The 16,194-nt window shown below is 31.0% G+C and carries 15 protein-coding genes and 1 pseudogene; 10 read left to right on the plus strand and 6 right to left on the minus strand.

Translation table 11 applies throughout. The annotated features are described in order from the left end of the window. The first annotated feature begins 616 nt into the window (after nucleotides 1-616). Together G0Q09_RS10645 and G0Q09_RS10650 are read left to right on the plus strand one after the other, a co-directional pair. Nucleotides 617-1,099, plus strand: a complete 483-nt coding sequence (locus tag G0Q09_RS10645) for a hypothetical protein (RefSeq protein ID WP_219034857.1) — start codon at nucleotides 617-619, stop codon at nucleotides 1,097-1,099. A 23-nt stretch (nucleotides 1,100-1,122) separates the two neighbouring features. Next, entirely contained in the window at nucleotides 1,123-1,569 is a 447-nt protein-coding gene (locus G0Q09_RS10650; protein ID WP_219034858.1) for a hypothetical protein, read from the plus strand. Here G0Q09_RS10650 and G0Q09_RS10655 read toward each other — a convergent pair. Next, nucleotides 1,566-2,015 carry a hypothetical protein gene (locus tag G0Q09_RS10655; protein ID WP_219034859.1) on the minus strand — a complete coding sequence of 150 codons (450 nt, stop codon included), beginning with the start codon at nucleotides 2,013-2,015 and terminating at the stop codon, nucleotides 1,566-1,568. The two genes, G0Q09_RS10650 and G0Q09_RS10655, sit on opposite strands and share 4 nt — an antisense overlap. Nucleotides 2,016-2,208: 193 nt before the next feature. Between G0Q09_RS10655 and G0Q09_RS10660 the strand changes: the two genes are divergently transcribed. From G0Q09_RS10660 to G0Q09_RS10670, 3 genes are all read left to right on the plus strand, one after another. Continuing rightward, on the plus strand, nucleotides 2,209-2,958 hold the full coding sequence (locus tag G0Q09_RS10660; RefSeq protein ID WP_219034860.1) for a GLPGLI family protein: 750 nt from the start codon (nucleotides 2,209-2,211) through the stop codon (nucleotides 2,956-2,958). 126 nt (nucleotides 2,959-3,084) lie between these two features. Beyond that, nucleotides 3,085-3,384, plus strand: a complete 300-nt coding sequence (locus tag G0Q09_RS10665; protein WP_219034861.1) for a DUF3861 domain-containing protein — start codon at nucleotides 3,085-3,087, stop codon at nucleotides 3,382-3,384. A gap of 6 nt (nucleotides 3,385-3,390) precedes the next feature. After that, complete coding sequence (locus G0Q09_RS10670) at nucleotides 3,391-4,455, plus strand: NAD(P)H-dependent flavin oxidoreductase (protein ID WP_219034862.1); 1,065 nt, start codon at nucleotides 3,391-3,393, stop codon at nucleotides 4,453-4,455. On the opposite strand, the gene G0Q09_RS10675 is transcribed toward G0Q09_RS10670, so the two are convergent. Continuing rightward, nucleotides 4,456-5,028, minus strand: coding sequence for a TMEM175 family protein (locus G0Q09_RS10675; RefSeq protein ID WP_115000259.1), 573 nt, complete (start codon nucleotides 5,026-5,028; stop codon nucleotides 4,456-4,458). Between the two features lie 140 nt (nucleotides 5,029-5,168). On the opposite strand from G0Q09_RS10675, the gene G0Q09_RS10680 reads away from it, so the two are divergent. Then, nucleotides 5,169-5,720, plus strand: coding sequence for a DUF1697 domain-containing protein (locus tag G0Q09_RS10680; RefSeq protein ID WP_219034863.1), 552 nt, complete (start codon nucleotides 5,169-5,171; stop codon nucleotides 5,718-5,720). A gap of 65 nt (nucleotides 5,721-5,785) precedes the next feature. On the opposite strand, the gene G0Q09_RS10685 is transcribed toward G0Q09_RS10680, so the two are convergent. Then, entirely contained in the window at nucleotides 5,786-6,346 is a 561-nt protein-coding gene (locus tag G0Q09_RS10685; protein ID WP_219034864.1) for a TlpA family protein disulfide reductase, read from the minus strand. A 70-nt stretch (nucleotides 6,347-6,416) separates the two neighbouring features. Continuing rightward, nucleotides 6,417-7,010 carry a thioredoxin family protein gene (locus G0Q09_RS10690; RefSeq protein WP_115000253.1) on the minus strand — a complete coding sequence of 198 codons (594 nt, stop codon included), beginning with the start codon at nucleotides 7,008-7,010 and terminating at the stop codon, nucleotides 6,417-6,419. Nucleotides 7,011-7,121: 111 nt separating this feature from the next. Here G0Q09_RS10690 and recG point away from each other — a divergent pair, with 111 nt between their 5' ends. From recG to G0Q09_RS10710, 4 genes and pseudogenes are all read left to right on the plus strand, one after another. Next, complete coding sequence (recG, locus tag G0Q09_RS10695) at nucleotides 7,122-9,227, plus strand: ATP-dependent DNA helicase RecG (protein ID WP_219034865.1); 2,106 nt, start codon at nucleotides 7,122-7,124, stop codon at nucleotides 9,225-9,227. A gap of 178 nt (nucleotides 9,228-9,405) precedes the next feature. Next, complete coding sequence (locus G0Q09_RS10700) at nucleotides 9,406-9,570, plus strand: hypothetical protein (RefSeq protein WP_181816300.1); 165 nt, start codon at nucleotides 9,406-9,408, stop codon at nucleotides 9,568-9,570. 240 nt (nucleotides 9,571-9,810) lie between these two features. Next, nucleotides 9,811-11,333, plus strand: a pseudogene (locus G0Q09_RS10705) (catalase). Between the two features lie 61 nt (nucleotides 11,334-11,394). Then, nucleotides 11,395-11,913, plus strand: a complete 519-nt coding sequence (locus G0Q09_RS10710; protein ID WP_219034866.1) for an ankyrin repeat domain-containing protein — start codon at nucleotides 11,395-11,397, stop codon at nucleotides 11,911-11,913. Between the two features lie 57 nt (nucleotides 11,914-11,970). Here the strand turns inward: G0Q09_RS10710 and G0Q09_RS10715 are convergent, their stop codons facing one another. Together G0Q09_RS10715 and G0Q09_RS10720 are read right to left on the minus strand one after the other, a co-directional pair. Beyond that, entirely contained in the window at nucleotides 11,971-13,842 is a 1,872-nt protein-coding gene (locus G0Q09_RS10715; protein ID WP_038335783.1) for an Nramp family divalent metal transporter, read from the minus strand. A gap of 97 nt (nucleotides 13,843-13,939) precedes the next feature. Beyond that, nucleotides 13,940-15,691, minus strand: coding sequence for an AMP-binding protein (locus tag G0Q09_RS10720; protein WP_306822324.1), 1,752 nt, complete (start codon nucleotides 15,689-15,691; stop codon nucleotides 13,940-13,942). Nucleotides 15,692-16,194 lie beyond the last annotated feature (503 nt).

Raw genomic sequence — 16,194 nt, forward strand, 5'->3', positions numbered from 1 at the left:
TAAGAAACTGGGGAGTTATTATTGATCAATTTTTAATCCTATATCAAGAAAGGGTTAGACTCTAAAAAGTAGAACCTAACCCAAGCTTAATTTTTGAACTTACACACTTTAAGAGACAGTCCTTTTTGCAAAGATACACTAACTTTTATTAGCTTGTTGTATATGCGCCAAATGATGATTGCAATTCCAAGCATAAATCGCAAGATTTGTTTACTGATGACGAAATTTTTTGTCCCAATCACTTTCAACAAAAGAATTTAACAAAGTAACCCAACGTTGATGCAGCCTTCAGAACGATATTATTGTTCGAATTTAGGTTCTGAAAGAGAGGTGATTTCATTCTGAATTTTTTGTGTAAACTCACGAATTGTTGAAATCCATTGTTCAATAGATTCTTTGTTAAATGATGTTGGAATTTCAAATTTTCTAGTGTTTTCATATTGTTCTTAAATTTAAGAAATTTTTACAACTTTACTGATAAAAATTATTCTATTTTGTTAGAACAAGTCATTAACTTTGCAACTTCAAAAAAATAATTGTGCAAACCAAACGAATCATAAAATTTGTCACGATACTGATTATTTTTGTAATTCAGTTTCTGTTTTTATTTTCGATAATGAACGAGAGAATAGAACATTATCTTGTTCCTTACATTATTGCTGCAATTTGTTTACTTTTGATTGTGGTTTACCGCAAGTTTCCACTGCATCATCACGAATATTCTTTTGATCGAAAAACATTAGTTTTATGGATTCCTATAGCTGCAATTATAACGTATTTAATCAATAATCAACTTGGTTTAGGAGGCGTTTTTTCTGCTGGAATTATCGGGACTTTAGGTTCTCTTTTAACGAAGTTTAATCCTCGTTCAGAATACCTAAAACAAATTGCAGGACCTATTTATTGTGGTGCTTTCATTGGAATGACTTCGCTTGATTTTCAATATGTTTATTGGATGATTATTACGGCTGGAGTTTTTACAGCCTTGTTATTTTTTGCTACAAAATCTTTATTTGTTGGTGTGGGAGGAAAGCTGGGAACGTTAGCGTTTATCGGTGTTTTATTAAGTATGTTGTTGTTTAAATTAATTGCGGGCTAATGATTATTGAATTTTTAATATTAATGATGTGTTCAATAATAGCTTCATTAACAACGTACGAATTAAACATTCGTTTCAAGCAAGGACCAGTTCGTGCTTCTGCAATGATTGCGATGATTGTAGGTGGATTTTTCTATTTCTTTCCGACAATTTTACCTGAGTTTTATACCAAAAATATTCCGTTGTATGTAATCGGTGGAACTTTCATTGGAATGGTATCATCAACCATAAATATCAGTTATTTTTCGTTGGTTTTTTCTCCAATTTTATTTGCAGTTTTATTGCATTATACGAGCAAAATTTTCAATGGTTATGGAGGCGCATTAGGTACAACTGCTTGCATCTCATTGATGTGTACAATGGCATTCCCAATTATTACAAAAAATAAAAAGGTAACGTATGGTTATCGACTAATTCGAATTATTTTTAAGAAAAGAAAACGTAAGAAAATTATTAAACGAAAAGTTTAATCAAAACAATTGAAAACAATCTCTCCCAGTGTTTTACTTTTCCAATAATTGATCTGTTTAATTTCTGATTCACCTAATAATTCTAAATCAGAAACGTCTACTTTTTTGTTTAATTCTTTTGGATTTAGAAGGATTAAACTGGAGTTTACCTCTGATTTTAATTGTGAAATTAATTCAATAGGAAAGTCAATAAATTTCAAATCGAAGCATCTATTTTTTTCTACACAAGCAAAGATTAAATAAGTAGAATTTACTATCAAATAAAAATCTTGTTTTGTCTTTTGATAATTAATTTTAATTTGATAAAAGTTAGAAGAATCATTCATTTTCAGAACAACTTCTGTCTTGGTAAATGGATATTTAATTCCTTTCAGAATTTTCTCTAAATCTTCTGTTGTATAATTAGGAGTGGTGTCAAAACCTGTAATTCCTTTTTGTAATTTCATAAATTTTGGTTGTGAATATATTTTTAAAAGTAATATTTATTCCTTCAATTTATATGATTCTCAATTTTAGGAAATTGTTAAATTTTCAAATTATATTTTATGAATATGATATAATTTATTGTGTCATGTTTAACAAATTCATTTTCTTTGTTTCTTTACTTTTGAGAATAACAAAACCATAAATTATTATAACATGAAAAAACTTATATTTTCGGTATGTTTTACAACTATTTCGTGTATTATTTCTTTTGCACAAGCCAAAAAGGAGAACATAAAAGTAATCTACAACACAGATTTTATTTTAGATTTCGATAAGATCAAAAGTAGTATCCCTGCTGCGTATCAAGCGAGTTTCAAAAGTGAAATAGATCGCGGAATTTCGGTGAAATTTGTATTGGAGAGTAATGGTAAAATGTCTTCTTTCAAACCTGAAATTAAAATTGATAATAATCAATCCAATGACAATTCTATTGCGCAGATGATTATTGCTGCAGAAGCAAATCCACAATATAAAGATTATGAAAAAAACGAATTTTATAATGTGAAAGATTTTGGAGTGAAAACCTTTTTGATTAAAGATAAAATCTTTGATTATCAATGGAAAATCACAAAAGAAAAAACAGAAATAGCAGGTTATAACGCGACAAAAGCAGTTGGAATAGATGAGGAAGGAAGAGAGGTGATAGCGTGGTATACAACAAGTTTACCTTATAGAGATGGTCCTTATCGTTATGCAAATTTACCAGGATTGATTGTGAAAGCAGAAATGTCAGAAGATGAGTTCAAGGCTATTTTTACAATGAAAGAAATCGAAATTTTAGATAAAGATATTGTGATTACTTTGCCAACAAAGGGAAAAGTTGTGACAGACAAAGAATTTATGGCGGAAATGAAAGCAATGAATGAACGTCATAAGCAAGTAAATCAAGGAGTTGATAAATAACAAAAGAGAGTTGCAGAAATGTGACTCTTTTTTGAATAAATATTATTGATTTAATCAATCAATTAAACGAATAATCATTTTAATTTTTGATAATTCTAATCTGTTACTTTTGGAAAAACTAGAGATATGACAAAGAAAGGAAATCACTACAAATTAACATTAGAACAGACCGAATTATTAGACAAAGATGTACCATTACAGGCTCCAATCGTTTTAGATTTTATGAATCATGATGAGATTTTTAAGATTATTGAAATGATAAAATCTAAAAATCCGTTCGAAAATGAAAATCAATCAGTAGAATTTGCAATAGGTTTAAAGTTGTTTTTGGAAGTGGTTATGAAGAATAAAAACAATCCAATTTTTGAGCATTTACTTCCTGCGATAAAAGCTTTTATGCCTAAATTGAAAGAAAATTTAAAGTAAAAAAAGATGATTTGGCAAAATGAACTAACAGAATTATTTGGCGTAAAATATCCGATTATTCAAGCGCCAATGTTTGGAGTAACGACATCAGAAATGGTTGCTACAGCAAGTAATTGTAACTGTTTAGGTTCTTTGCCAATTGCTGATTTGGATGCAGAGAATTCGTTGAAGCGAATCTATCAAACCAAAAAATTAACGAATAAACCTTTTGCTGTCAATATTTTTGCAAACGATATTCCTGAAATCACACTAGAATTAAAACAAAGGTATAATGCAACAAAAGATAAGTTAATTGACCTTTCGCATCAACAAAACTTTGAAGTTGTTTTTCCTGAGATTGAAGCTGTAAAACCAAATGGTTATAAGGAACAAATAGACATAATTTTACAAGAAAAATGTAAAATTTTGAGCTTTACCTTTGGTAATTTGGATGATGATTCTATTAATCGTCTTAAAGAACATGATGTTACATTAATAGGGACTTGTACGACGCTGGATGAAGCGATACAATTGGAAAAATCAAATATTGATGTGATTTGTGTGCAAGGAATTGAAGCTGGCGGACATCGTGGAACATTTAATCCAGATATTTTGCCTCAGATTGGTGGTTTTTCTTTGTTTTCGAAAGTAAAAGATGTTGTGAAAAAGCCGTTGATTTTTGCTGGTGGAATTTATGATGCGAAAACACTTTTGGCGGCTAAACAGTTGGGTGCAGACGCTTTTCAGATTGGTAGTTTGTTTTTGTGTTCCAATGAAAGTGCTTTAAAATCGTTCGAAAAAGAGCGATTAAAAAATGTGAAAGAAAATGAAATTATCTTGACAAAAAGTTTTTCTGGAAGATATGCACGAGGAATTGAGAATGAATTTATTCGTTTGTTTGAAAATTCCGAGGTTATTTTACCTTATCCTTATCAAAATAAATTAACAAATCCGTTGAGAAACGCTTCTAAATTGAACGAAAATACAGCGTTTACTAATTTATGGTTAGGACAATCTTTTAAAAATTTTGAAGAAGATTCTACATCTAATCTTCTTCAAAAATTAATTGATTCTGTGGAAAATTATCAATAATTATCGCATCGATTTTTCAATTCTTCTATCTGGAATTAGCCATAGTAAAGCAATTAAAGCATAAATGACAATACCAATTTCTGGTTTTACAAATGAAATTCCGATTCCAGCCAAATAACCAATACTCGAAGAAATTTCTTTAAAACTTCTACTCACAGATTTCCCAATTATTGATTCTTTTCCTTCTTGTTTTACAGCAATTTTTTCAATAATCATAAATGCTACACTGCTCATAAATAAGACAAATCCATAAAAAGCAACTGGAAAAGTTGAGTCGTAATTTTCGCCCATCCAACCTGTGGAAACTGGTAATAAAGACAACCAAAAAAGCAAGTGCAAATTACTCCATAAAATTCCGCCATTTACTTTCTCAATCGCCTGAAAAAGATGATGATGATTGTTCCAATAAATTCCAACATAAATAAAACTGAACAAATAATTCAGAAATTTTGGGATATAAGGTTTCAAACTCATGATATCATCTCCAAGCGGAACTTTCAGATCCAAAACCATAATGGTAATAATAATTGCAAGAACGCCATCGCTAAAAGCTTCTAATCTGTTTGTAGTCATAGGTTTTATTAGTTTTTTTATTATTCAGAATGATGCTAATTTATCAAAATTATCGTAACAATTAGGGATTTGTTTTAAAATTTCTATTATATTTATTTTCATAATTTTAAACAAAGTTTCTCGTAAATAGAGATAGTTTTATGAATACTTTTATTGCAATTCTGAGAGGTATAAATGTGAGTGGTAAAAAAATCATCAAAATGGATGTTTTAACCAAACTTTTAGAGGAACTTAGACTGGAAAATGTTACCACTTACGTGCAAAGTGGAAATGCAGTTTTTTCGACAAATTTGACTGATATCAAAGAAATTGGAGATTTAATTCACGATAAAATTGTAGAAAGTTTATCTTTTGAAGTTCCAGTTTTGATTTTAACCATCGAAAAATTAAAAAACATCATCGAAAATAATCCATTCTTAAAGGATTTGAGCATCGATAAAGAGTTTTTGCATTATACATTTTTAGCCAATAAACCTGAGGAAATAAATACTGAAAAAGTTGAAAATTCGAAAACTGAAGATGAACAATATTTTATTGCTGATGATGTCGTTTATTTGTATTGTCCTTCTGGTTATGGAAAAACAAAATTGACCAATAATTTTTTCGAAAATCTATTTAATGTAAGTGCTACTACACGTAATCAAAATACATCAACTGCTTTATTGCAATTGGCATTGATGAGAGAAAATTAAATTACAGATATAAAAAAAACCGTTATTAATCATTTAATAACGGTTTTTTATCTTTTTGAATGAAATTATTCAGCGATTAATTTATCTAATAAATCATTAATTTCTTTATCGTTCCAATCTCTCGTTTTTGTTTCTTTCAACACAACTTCACCTTTTTTATTTAAGATATAAGTTGTTGGAAAAACCTTTGGTAACATATTATTCGAAATTGGACTATTTGGCTCATAAACTGGCATTGTATAATTATTTTTTTGCAAAAAAGGATTAAAAACTGTCGGTTTATCCTGAATAGCAATCAATACAAATTTTACTTTTTGTCCTTTTGCTTCATACAATTTCTGAATTGTTGGCATTTCTGCAACACAAGGAGGACACCAGCTTCCCCAAAAATTTAGGAAAACAACTTCACCACTTTTCTTGAAATCAATCAAGTTTGTATTCGCAGCGCCGTTATGACCAATTAAATCAATATCATAATCACTTTCTGTTAATTCTATATCAGAACCAGCAACGTGGCTATTATCTTCAATTTTACTTTTAAAAAATGTACCAATTGGCGTAAACATAATAGCGACTAAAGCGACAACTACAACGATGGCAAAAATAATTTGCTTATTTCCTTTCATTTTTCTTTTTCAATAAAATCTTACACAAAGATGCGAACAAATATCAAGTTGAACAAATAGAAAAAAATGATTAATTACCGATGTTTTCGTCAATCAAATCTAAAATTTCATTTACAATATCTTCACCTTTATTATTGTTGTAATATTTTTGTAAATCTTCGTGAAAATCATCTGCTGAATACGTATCAGGATTACTTTTGAAACGCGCCAACATTTCCATTCCAGCTTGTGGACGAGGACCAAAACGGAAAGCTTCTTCATTTTCATCATTCACTCCAATAATAATCGGAATAGAAGCTGCACCATTTGTTTTGTATTTTTCCATCAACTCCATGTTTTCATCACGTAAAACATAATGCGTCGAAACTTGAAGTGCATTTGCCAATTTCTCCACAACAGGTAAAATTTGAGATGCATCTCCACACCAACCTTCTGTAATTACTAATAATTTTAAATTATTTGTAGTTGATTTAACGCGTATTTCTTGAGCAGGATTTAAACTGAATGTTTTAAAAATTCTGTTCATGCGTTGCAATCCCAAAGCATAATATTGTACATATTCTTTCGGATCATCGTTTTCGATTTCGTTTTCCAAATCATCTTCAACGCGTGTGATATAATCTTCGTATGATAAACCTTTGTTGATGTATTCTGTTAAATTCATTTGATTCTAATTTGTTACAAATATAAAGCAATTCTACGAGCTTATTTTGTAACAATGATGACATTGTTTATCGTTAAAATTTGGTAAATTGCGACTTTCGAAAGTAGAAAAATGTATCAAAATCCATTAAAAAAAACAATAGAATATTTAAAAGGTGCTGGACCTGAGCGTGCTAAAACACTGCAAAGTGAATTCAGAATTTTTAGATACGAAGATTTGATACAGCATTTTCCTTTTCGTTATGTTGATAAATCGAAATTCTATAAAATTTCAGAAATTTCATCAACAGCAGCCGAAATACAATTGAAAGGTAAAATTGTTAGTTTAGAAGAAATTAACCAAGGAAAAGTAAAACGTTTAGTTGGGAAATTTCAAGATGGAACTGGAACTTTAGAATTAGTTTGGTTTAAAGTTTCTTCTTGGCAAAAGGAGAAATTAAGAAATGATCTTTTCAAAGAAGTTGTGATTTACGGAAAACCAAATGTGTTCAATAATAATTTTAGTATTACACATCCTGAAATTGAATTAGTTGAAGACGCTAAAAATATTCCGCTTGGATTATTTCCTGTTTATCCGAGTACTGAAAAGTTGACGAAAAAAGGAATTACGAATCGTGTTCTTCAAAAAATGATGATGAATCTTTTTGCTGAAAATATTGATATTCCTGAGAATTTACCTTTAAATGTTCTCGATCATTATAAATTAGTTGGAAGAAATGACGCGTTGAAAGCAATTCATTTTCCGAAAGATGTAACAGAATTAAATGCAGCAATTCGTCGTCTGAAATTTGAAGAATTTTTCTTTCTAAATCTTGCAAATCTCTCTCAAAAAGCAGTCAATAAACAAAAGAATAGAAGTAATCCTTTCCCAGAAATTGGTCATTATTTCAATACATTTTACAATGAATATTTACCTTTTGAATTGACAAATGCACAGAAAAGAGTGATGAAAGAAATTCGCTTTGATCTTCGTCAACCTGCGCAAATGAATCGTTTGTTGCAAGGTGATGTTGGTTCTGGAAAAACGATGGTTGCATTATTAACGATGTTGATTGCTGTCGACAATGGTTTTCAAGCAGCTTTAATTGCACCAACAGAAATTCTTGCGCAACAACATTACGAAAGTATTACAGAATTATTGAATGGTTTGGATGTTTCGGTTGAGTTATTAACGGGTTCGGTGACAAAGAAAAAGCGTCAACCAATTTTAGAAAATCTTGAAAATGGAAAACTTAAAATCATTATCGGGACGCATGCTTTGTTGGAAGATAATGTGATTTTTCAGAATTTAGGATTAGCGATTATTGATGAACAGCATCGTTTTGGAGTCGCTCAACGTGCTAAATTTTGGAGAAAAGCTAAACTTCCACCACATATTTTAGTGATGACAGCCACGCCAATTCCACGTACACTTTCGATGACAATGTATGGCGATTTGGATGTTTCGGTGATTGATGAATTGCCAAAAGGACGAAAACCTATCAAAACACTTCATAAAACAGATGCGCATCGTTTAAGCGTTTTCAAATTTATGAAAGATGAGATTGCGAAAGGTCGTCAAATTTATGTGGTTTATCCACTGATTGAAGAATCAGCAAAGTTAGAATTGAAAGATTTGATGGATGGTTACGAAAGTATTTCTCGTGCTTTTCCGTTGCCAGAATATGCGATAAGTATTGTGCATGGTCGTCAAAAACCTGCGGATAAAGAATTTGAAATGAATCGTTTCAAAAATAATGAAACCCAAATTTTGGTGGCAACAACTGTGATAGAAGTTGGTGTAAATGTCCCAAATGCGTCGGTGATGATTATTGAAAATTCTGAACGTTTTGGTCTTTCTCAATTGCATCAGCTTCGTGGTCGTGTAGGTCGTGGTGCGGAACAATCGTATTGTATTTTGATGACAGGTGGAAAATTGAATGAAGTTTCGAAACGTAGAATTCAGACAATGTGTGAAACTAATGATGGTTTTCAGGTATCGGAAGTTGACTTGGAATTGCGTGGTCCTGGTGATATGATGGGAACGCAACAAAGTGGAGTTCTCAACCTTAAAATTGCTGATTTAGCGAAAGACAAAGAGGTTTTGTATGCTGCAAGAAAATGTGTAGAAGCTATTCTTTCACAAGATCCAACACTTTCTTCTTCGATTTATGAGCCAACAAAAAAATATTTTATTGAAAATCATAAAGATAAAGTTGGCTGGAGTCAAATTTCTTAAAATTTAACATGAAGGAAACTATTTGTATATTTTTTGGTATAATTTATGTTTATAAAAAAACAAACACAAAACACGGAATTTTATTAGAAACTTTTAATTTTATCAGTTGTGTTAAATGAAATTAACATTAAAAATTATTTTTAACACAATATTAGCGTCAACCAAAAAATTATAGATTATGATGTACACAAATTTAGAACTTATCAGAACTCCACAAGGAGTAGAGGTTGAAGGAAATTCACTATGGATGTTCAATCAGCATTTGAATTTAATGGTATTAATAGCTAATGAATCGATAAAAATTAAACCTTCTATGTCTTTTCAACGATTTAGAAAAAATTAAATAATATCTCTCAAAACCGCTAAATAAGCGGTTTTTTTTTATTTCTAAAATTCTTCATCATTTTTATTTATTCATTTATTGCGAAATAATATATCACCTTTTTCTTCCTTGTAAAGGATTGGGTTATAATTATTATAAAAATTAATTACATCTAATAGATTTTATAGATTTAATTTATAATTATAACAGATTTAGTTTTGCTCTGTCTTAAAATGATAAATAAAGAATAAAACTATAATTATGATCAAAAGAAGTTTAGTATTAAGTTTAGCATTCCTTTCTACGATTGGATTTGCCCAACAATTAACAACAAACACAGGTGCTCCAGTTGGAGATAATCAAAATTCTAAAACAATCGGAAATAACGGACAAGTTTTGTTGGAGGACATTCATTTAATTGAAAAATTAGCAGCATTTGATCGCGAACGTATTCCTGAACGTGTTGTTCATGCGCGTGGAGCTGGAGCTTTCGGAGAATTTGTAGCTGATAAAGATTTTTCTGATGTGACAATGGCTGATTTCTTGTCAACAGCTGGTAAAAAAACACCATTATTTGTACGTTTTTCAACTGTAACGCATCAACAAGGTTCGCCAGAAACTTATCGTGATCCACGTGGATTTGCTGTTAAATTTTACACAGAACTAGGAAATTACGATTTAGTTGGAAACAATTTACCTGTTTTCTTTATTCGAGATGCGATCAAATTCCCAGATATGGTGCATGCTTTCAGGCCATCTCCTGTAACAAATGGCGCATCTGATCCAAATCGTGTATTTGATTTTTTCTCTAATTTACCAGAGTCTACGCATATGTTAACGTGGTTGTTTTCAGATTATGGAATTCCTGCAAATTTTCGTCAAATGGAAGGAAATGGTGTACATGCTTACAAATGGGTAAATGCAAAAGGTGAAGTAACTTATGTGAAATACAAATGGGTTCCTCAACAAGAAACGAAAAATTTAACACAAGAAGAAGCGAATAAAATTCAATCGACTGAAATAGAACATGCAACATTAGATTTACGTAATGAAATCGACAAAGGAAACTTTCCGAAATGGGATTTATATGTTCAATTATTGAAACGAGAAGATTTTGATAAATTAGATTTCAATCCTGTTGATGTAACGAAAATTTGGCCAGAATCTGTTGTAAAGTTAGTTAAAGTTGGAACAATGACATTGAATGAGAATCCAACGAATTATTTTCAACAAGTTGAGCAAGCAGCATTTGCTCCAGCTACGTTGGTTCCAGGAATTGAAGCTTCTGAAGATAAATTGTTACAAGGTCGTTTGTTTTCCTATTCTGATACACAACGTCATCGTTTAACGGGTAATTTCCAACAAATTCCTGTTAATGCACCAAAAACAGTGTAAAAACATATAATCAAGACGGTTATATGTCGATCCGTGAGCAAAAAGGTGATGTAAATTATCAACCTTCAACTAATCTTCCTGAGATTGTAGATAATGCAAAATTCAAATATTCAAAATCTGTTTTTCCTGCAGGAGCTATTGCAACTCAGCATGTCATTGATAAAGAAAATAACTTTGTACAAGCTGGAGATTTGTACAAATCATTCTCTAAAAAAGATCAAGATAATTTAATCAAAAATTTATCTGGAGCTTTAAATTCGGTTAAAAATAAAGTAATTGTTCATAAAATGATTGCACATTTTTACCATGCAAATACAGAATATGGAACACGTTTGATGAAGGCTACAAATACTTCTATGAACGATGTAAAGCAATATTTACCAAAATAATATCTATTGGATTGGAGTCGATTGAGTTTGGCTCCATGACTTTAATAAAATCAATATTATCATGAAAAAGCATATATTTTTAGCCTTATTTCTATTCAGTTTTTCTTCAATTTATGCACAAGATTTGTTTAGTGCGGCGAGAGAAAATAATGTGAAGCAAATAGAAGAACTAATTTCGAATGGAAAACATGTAAATGAAGCAAATCAACGTGGATTTACACCTTTAATTTTAGCGATTTATAATAACAGTTCAGACGCTGCGAAAGTATTATTATCAAAAGAAGCAAATCCTAATGCGCAAGATTTATCTGGAAACAATGCGTTGATGGGAGCCACCTTTAGAGGATTTCCTGAAATGGAAAATTTACTAATTGCGAATAAGGCTGATGTTAATCAAGTGAATTTTAATGGAGCTTCTGTTTTGATTTTTGCTGTAACATTTGGTCAAAACGAAATTGCCAAAAAACTAATCGAAGCTGGTGCAGATTTAAACATTAAAGATAATAATGGTAAAACTGCTTTAGATCATGCTATTTTACAAGAAAATAAAGAAATGATTGAATTATTATCGATCAAATAATTTTTATATTTTAATCTAATCAAAAAGCCATTCAGAAAAATTCTGAATGGCTTTTTATTATTTTGCAATAAAGACCGGAATATTAACGCGATGCCTTAATTTATTAATCGTTTCTCCAAAAATAAAATCCATAAAACCTCGGTGTCCGTGCGAACCAACAATCAACAAATCTGCTTGATTTCGTTTACAAATTTCAGCAATTGAATTGATTCGATTATTGTAACCTAATTCGATTTTAGTTTCATTAAACAAAGGTCGAATGATCTCTGCATATTGTTCTAAACGTTTCAAATCTGACAGAGATTCTTCATCATTCGTACGCTCTCCCGTGTATTTTGCAGAAGCACTTTCGACAATATGAACCAAAATAATGGTAGATTCTGTAGTAGCTAATTGTGTCGCATAATTAATCACTTTTCTATCCGTTTTCGAAAAATCTAACGCAACAACAATCTTTTTGAAATGTTGATTCGAAATTTCTTCTAACGTAAACTTCTCAAATGGTTCATGAATTTCCTTTTGATGTTCTTCATTTTTCTTCAACATAATTGGAATAAAAAATGTCAGCAATAATAAAACTAAAAGTCCTATTTCTAACGCTATAAGAAAAATATTTAAAGTGTAAGATTCACTATTTGCCATCCATTTATTAACTTCTTCATACACCAATTGCGCATTCAGAAATGAAATAATAAAAGCGATTGTCCATGCAAAAAATTTGGTTGTTGTATTGATTGCAAAATTCCCCATTTTCGCTTTATCACTCACAAAATGAATCAACGGAATTACCGCAAAAGCCAATTGCATACTTAGGATAACTTGACTGAAAATTAGTAAAGAACCGACTTCTTTTTCTCCAAAAATAAGAATGACTACAACTGCTGGAACTACGGCTAATAATCGTGTCAAAATTCTTCTCAAAACAGGATTAATACGTAGATGTAAATATCCTTCCATCACAATTTGTCCAGCTAAAGTTCCTGTAACTGTAGAGCTTTGTCCAGCTAAAATTAAAGCAACTGCGAATAATTTTGGAGCCAAATCTGTTCCTAAAGTTGTCCCCAATAATCTATAAGCATCGCTCAGTTCTGCAACATCGTGATAGCCGTTTTTATGGAATACGGATGAAGCTAAAATTAAGATTGCAGCATTGACAAAGAAGGCTAAATTCAGAGCAATTGCGCTATCCCAAAAGTTATATTTGAGGGCTTTTTTGATTGAAAAATCATCGCGTTTTATTTGCCGCGTTTGGACGAGTGCAGAATGTAAATAAAGATTATGCGGCATTACAGTTGCGCCGATAATACCAATGCTGATATACAATGCAGCGCTATTTGGAATAGATGGAATAAATCCTTTTGCAACTTCTCCAAAATCTGGTTTTGCTAAAAACATTTCGGTTAAAAAACATAAACCAATCATCGTGATTAAACCAACAATGAAAAGTTCCATTTTTCGCATGCCTAATTTTTGAAGATAAAGTAGGAGAAAAGTGTCTAAGAAACTGATTAAAACACCATAGATCAAATCTATTCCAAAAAGTAAATTTAGACCAATTGCCATTCCCAAAATTTCTGCTAAATCACAAGCTGCAATAGCTATTTCGGCTAAAATATACAAGATGAGATTCATTCCTTTCGGATAAGTTTCTCGGTTACATTGCGCCAAATCTTTTCGTCGAACAATTCCCAAACGTGTACATAAACTTTGTAATAACAAAGCCATTATGTTACTCATCAATAAAACCCAAATCAAAGTATAACCAAATTGGCTGCCGCCTGCTAAATCGGTTGCCCAGTTTCCCGGATCCATGTAACCAACGCTTATTAAGTAGGCAGGTCCAAAAAAACTTAGGATTTTTCTAAACTTTCCTTTTTTGATTTGAACACTTTCGTGCACATCTTCTAATGATTTGGATTGATTTGGCATTGAATGATATTTCTAATTCAAATTTATGTAAAAATGAATAAAAAAAGCAGTAATAGTAGGAATTACTGCTTTTGAAATAGTGAATGAATAAAATGGATTATATTGACGAAATCGCAAAGGCTAGACCTACGTTTCTTCTTGAAAATTCGTGAATTAATTCATCTAAAACTGTAGCATCATCAATTGTAGATGGAATTGTGAATGGTGTTCCGTCTGCAATTTGAGATAAAGTTTTGCGTAATATTTTTCCGCTTCGTGTTTTTGGTAGTCTGTTAACTATTATAGATGTTTTGAAACAGGCAATTCCGCCAATTTCTTTGCGTAATAAAGCAATCAAATCTTTTTCGATTTCTTCTTCCGATTTTGATGCGTTTTCTTTTGTAACAATCAAACCTATTGGAATTTGACCTTTCAATTCATCTTTAATTCCCACAACCGCACATTCTGTAATATCAGGATGAGAAGAAACCAATTCTTCCATTGTTGCAGTACTTAACCTATGACCAGCGACATTAATAATATCATCAGTTCGACCTGTAATAAATACAAAACCATTTTCATCTCTAAAACCTCCGTCACCAGTTAAATAATGATTCGGAAATTGTTGAAAATAACCTTTTATAAATCGGTGTTCATTTCGCCATAAACTTGTCATACAACCAGGAGGAAGTGGAAGCTGAATCACGATAGAACCTTCCTCTCGTATATCATTTTCTTGTCCTTCTTCATTTACAATTTTTATATTATACCCAAAAACAGGTAATCCAGCTGCGCCAGGTTCAGGCATTATATTTTCGATTCCAACACAAATTCCTAACATTGGCCAGCCGCTTTCTGTCTGCCACCAATGATCAATAACGGGTAATTTTGAAATTTCTTTTAACCAATAATAAGTAGATGTATCACAACGTTCTCCTGCTAAGAATAAACGTTTCAGACTTGACGTATCGTATTTTTGGAATAATTTTCCTTCTGGATCTTCTTTTCGAATTGCTCGAATTGCTGTTGGAGCTGTGAAAACATTTTTGATTTTATGTTCTTCAACCATTCTCCAAAAAGCTCCAGCGTCAGGAGTTTTGATTGGTTTTCCTTCATAAATAACCGTTGTAACACCATAAATTAACGGCGCATAAACGATATAGGAATGTCCAACAACCCAACCAATATCACTTGCAGTAAGAATTGTATCACCTGGTTCTAAATCATAAAAATAGTTCATTGTCGAATTTAGTGCAGTTGCATAACCTCCTGTATCGCGTACGACACCTTTTGGCGTAGAAGTTGTTCCAGAAGTATACAAAATATATAATGGATGTGTACTTGGAACTTCGATAGGTTCTATAGGTTGATGTTGATACATTTCATCATAGGTATGAACGTTTTCTGCTGATAAATCATCGGTGTGATTTGGACGTTCAAAAATGACAATGTTTTTTGGTTTGTAAAGTGTTAATTCAATTGCTTCATCAATCAATGGTTTATAGTTGATTTGACGATTAATTTCTACTCCATAAGACGCAGAAATAATAACATCAGGTTGAGCATCATCAATACGAATAGCTAATTCTGGCGCTGCAAAACCTCCAAAAACAACAGAATGTATTACACCAATTCTCGCACAAGCAAGCATCGCAACAATTGCTTCTGGAATCATAGGCATATAAATAATTGCTGTATCACCTTTTGATAATCCTAAGGATGTAAGACCTCCTGCAAAACGACTTACTTTTTCTAAAAGCTGATTGTACGTAATTTTTTGAACAACTTCTGTAACAGGAGAATCGTAAATTAAAGCAAATTGTTCTCCGCGTCCAGCTTTTATATTTTCCTCCAAAGCCAAACGGCTCATATTTATTTTTCCGTCAACAAACCACGAATAATATCCGTTTTCATTTTGTTTTAAGATTTGTTCAGGGTAAGTTGACCATGCTAATTTCTACGCTTCTTCTTTCCAAAAAAGTTCAGGTTCTTCAATACTTTTTGAGTATAAAGTTTTGTAATCCATTTATGTGTGTGCTGTGTTTTATTTGTTTTGTTAAGTTAGAAAAATGTTTAGAATTAATAATAAAGTTTAAAATGTTTGTTTTAGGACAGTTAATTATTTATCAACTATACAATAAAAAGTAGTATATAATTGTAAATTGATAAAATCAGATTATATTAATCAACTTTTATTATTAAATTAATAGTGTAAAAAGTACGTTATAAATTAGATTGATTAAAAATAAAGACTTAAAAAACGTGATAAAATCAGTTGAATATTATAGTCAATAAAAAATAAAATATTGTATATTTAATCCTTCGAAGAAAGCAGATAAATAAAGGGAATTAAAGCTTTTTTCTAAATCAACA

Origin of the sequence: Empedobacter falsenii (assembly GCF_019308355.1) — a bacterium.
GTDB lineage: Bacteria > Bacteroidota > Bacteroidia > Flavobacteriales > Weeksellaceae > Empedobacter > Empedobacter falsenii_B.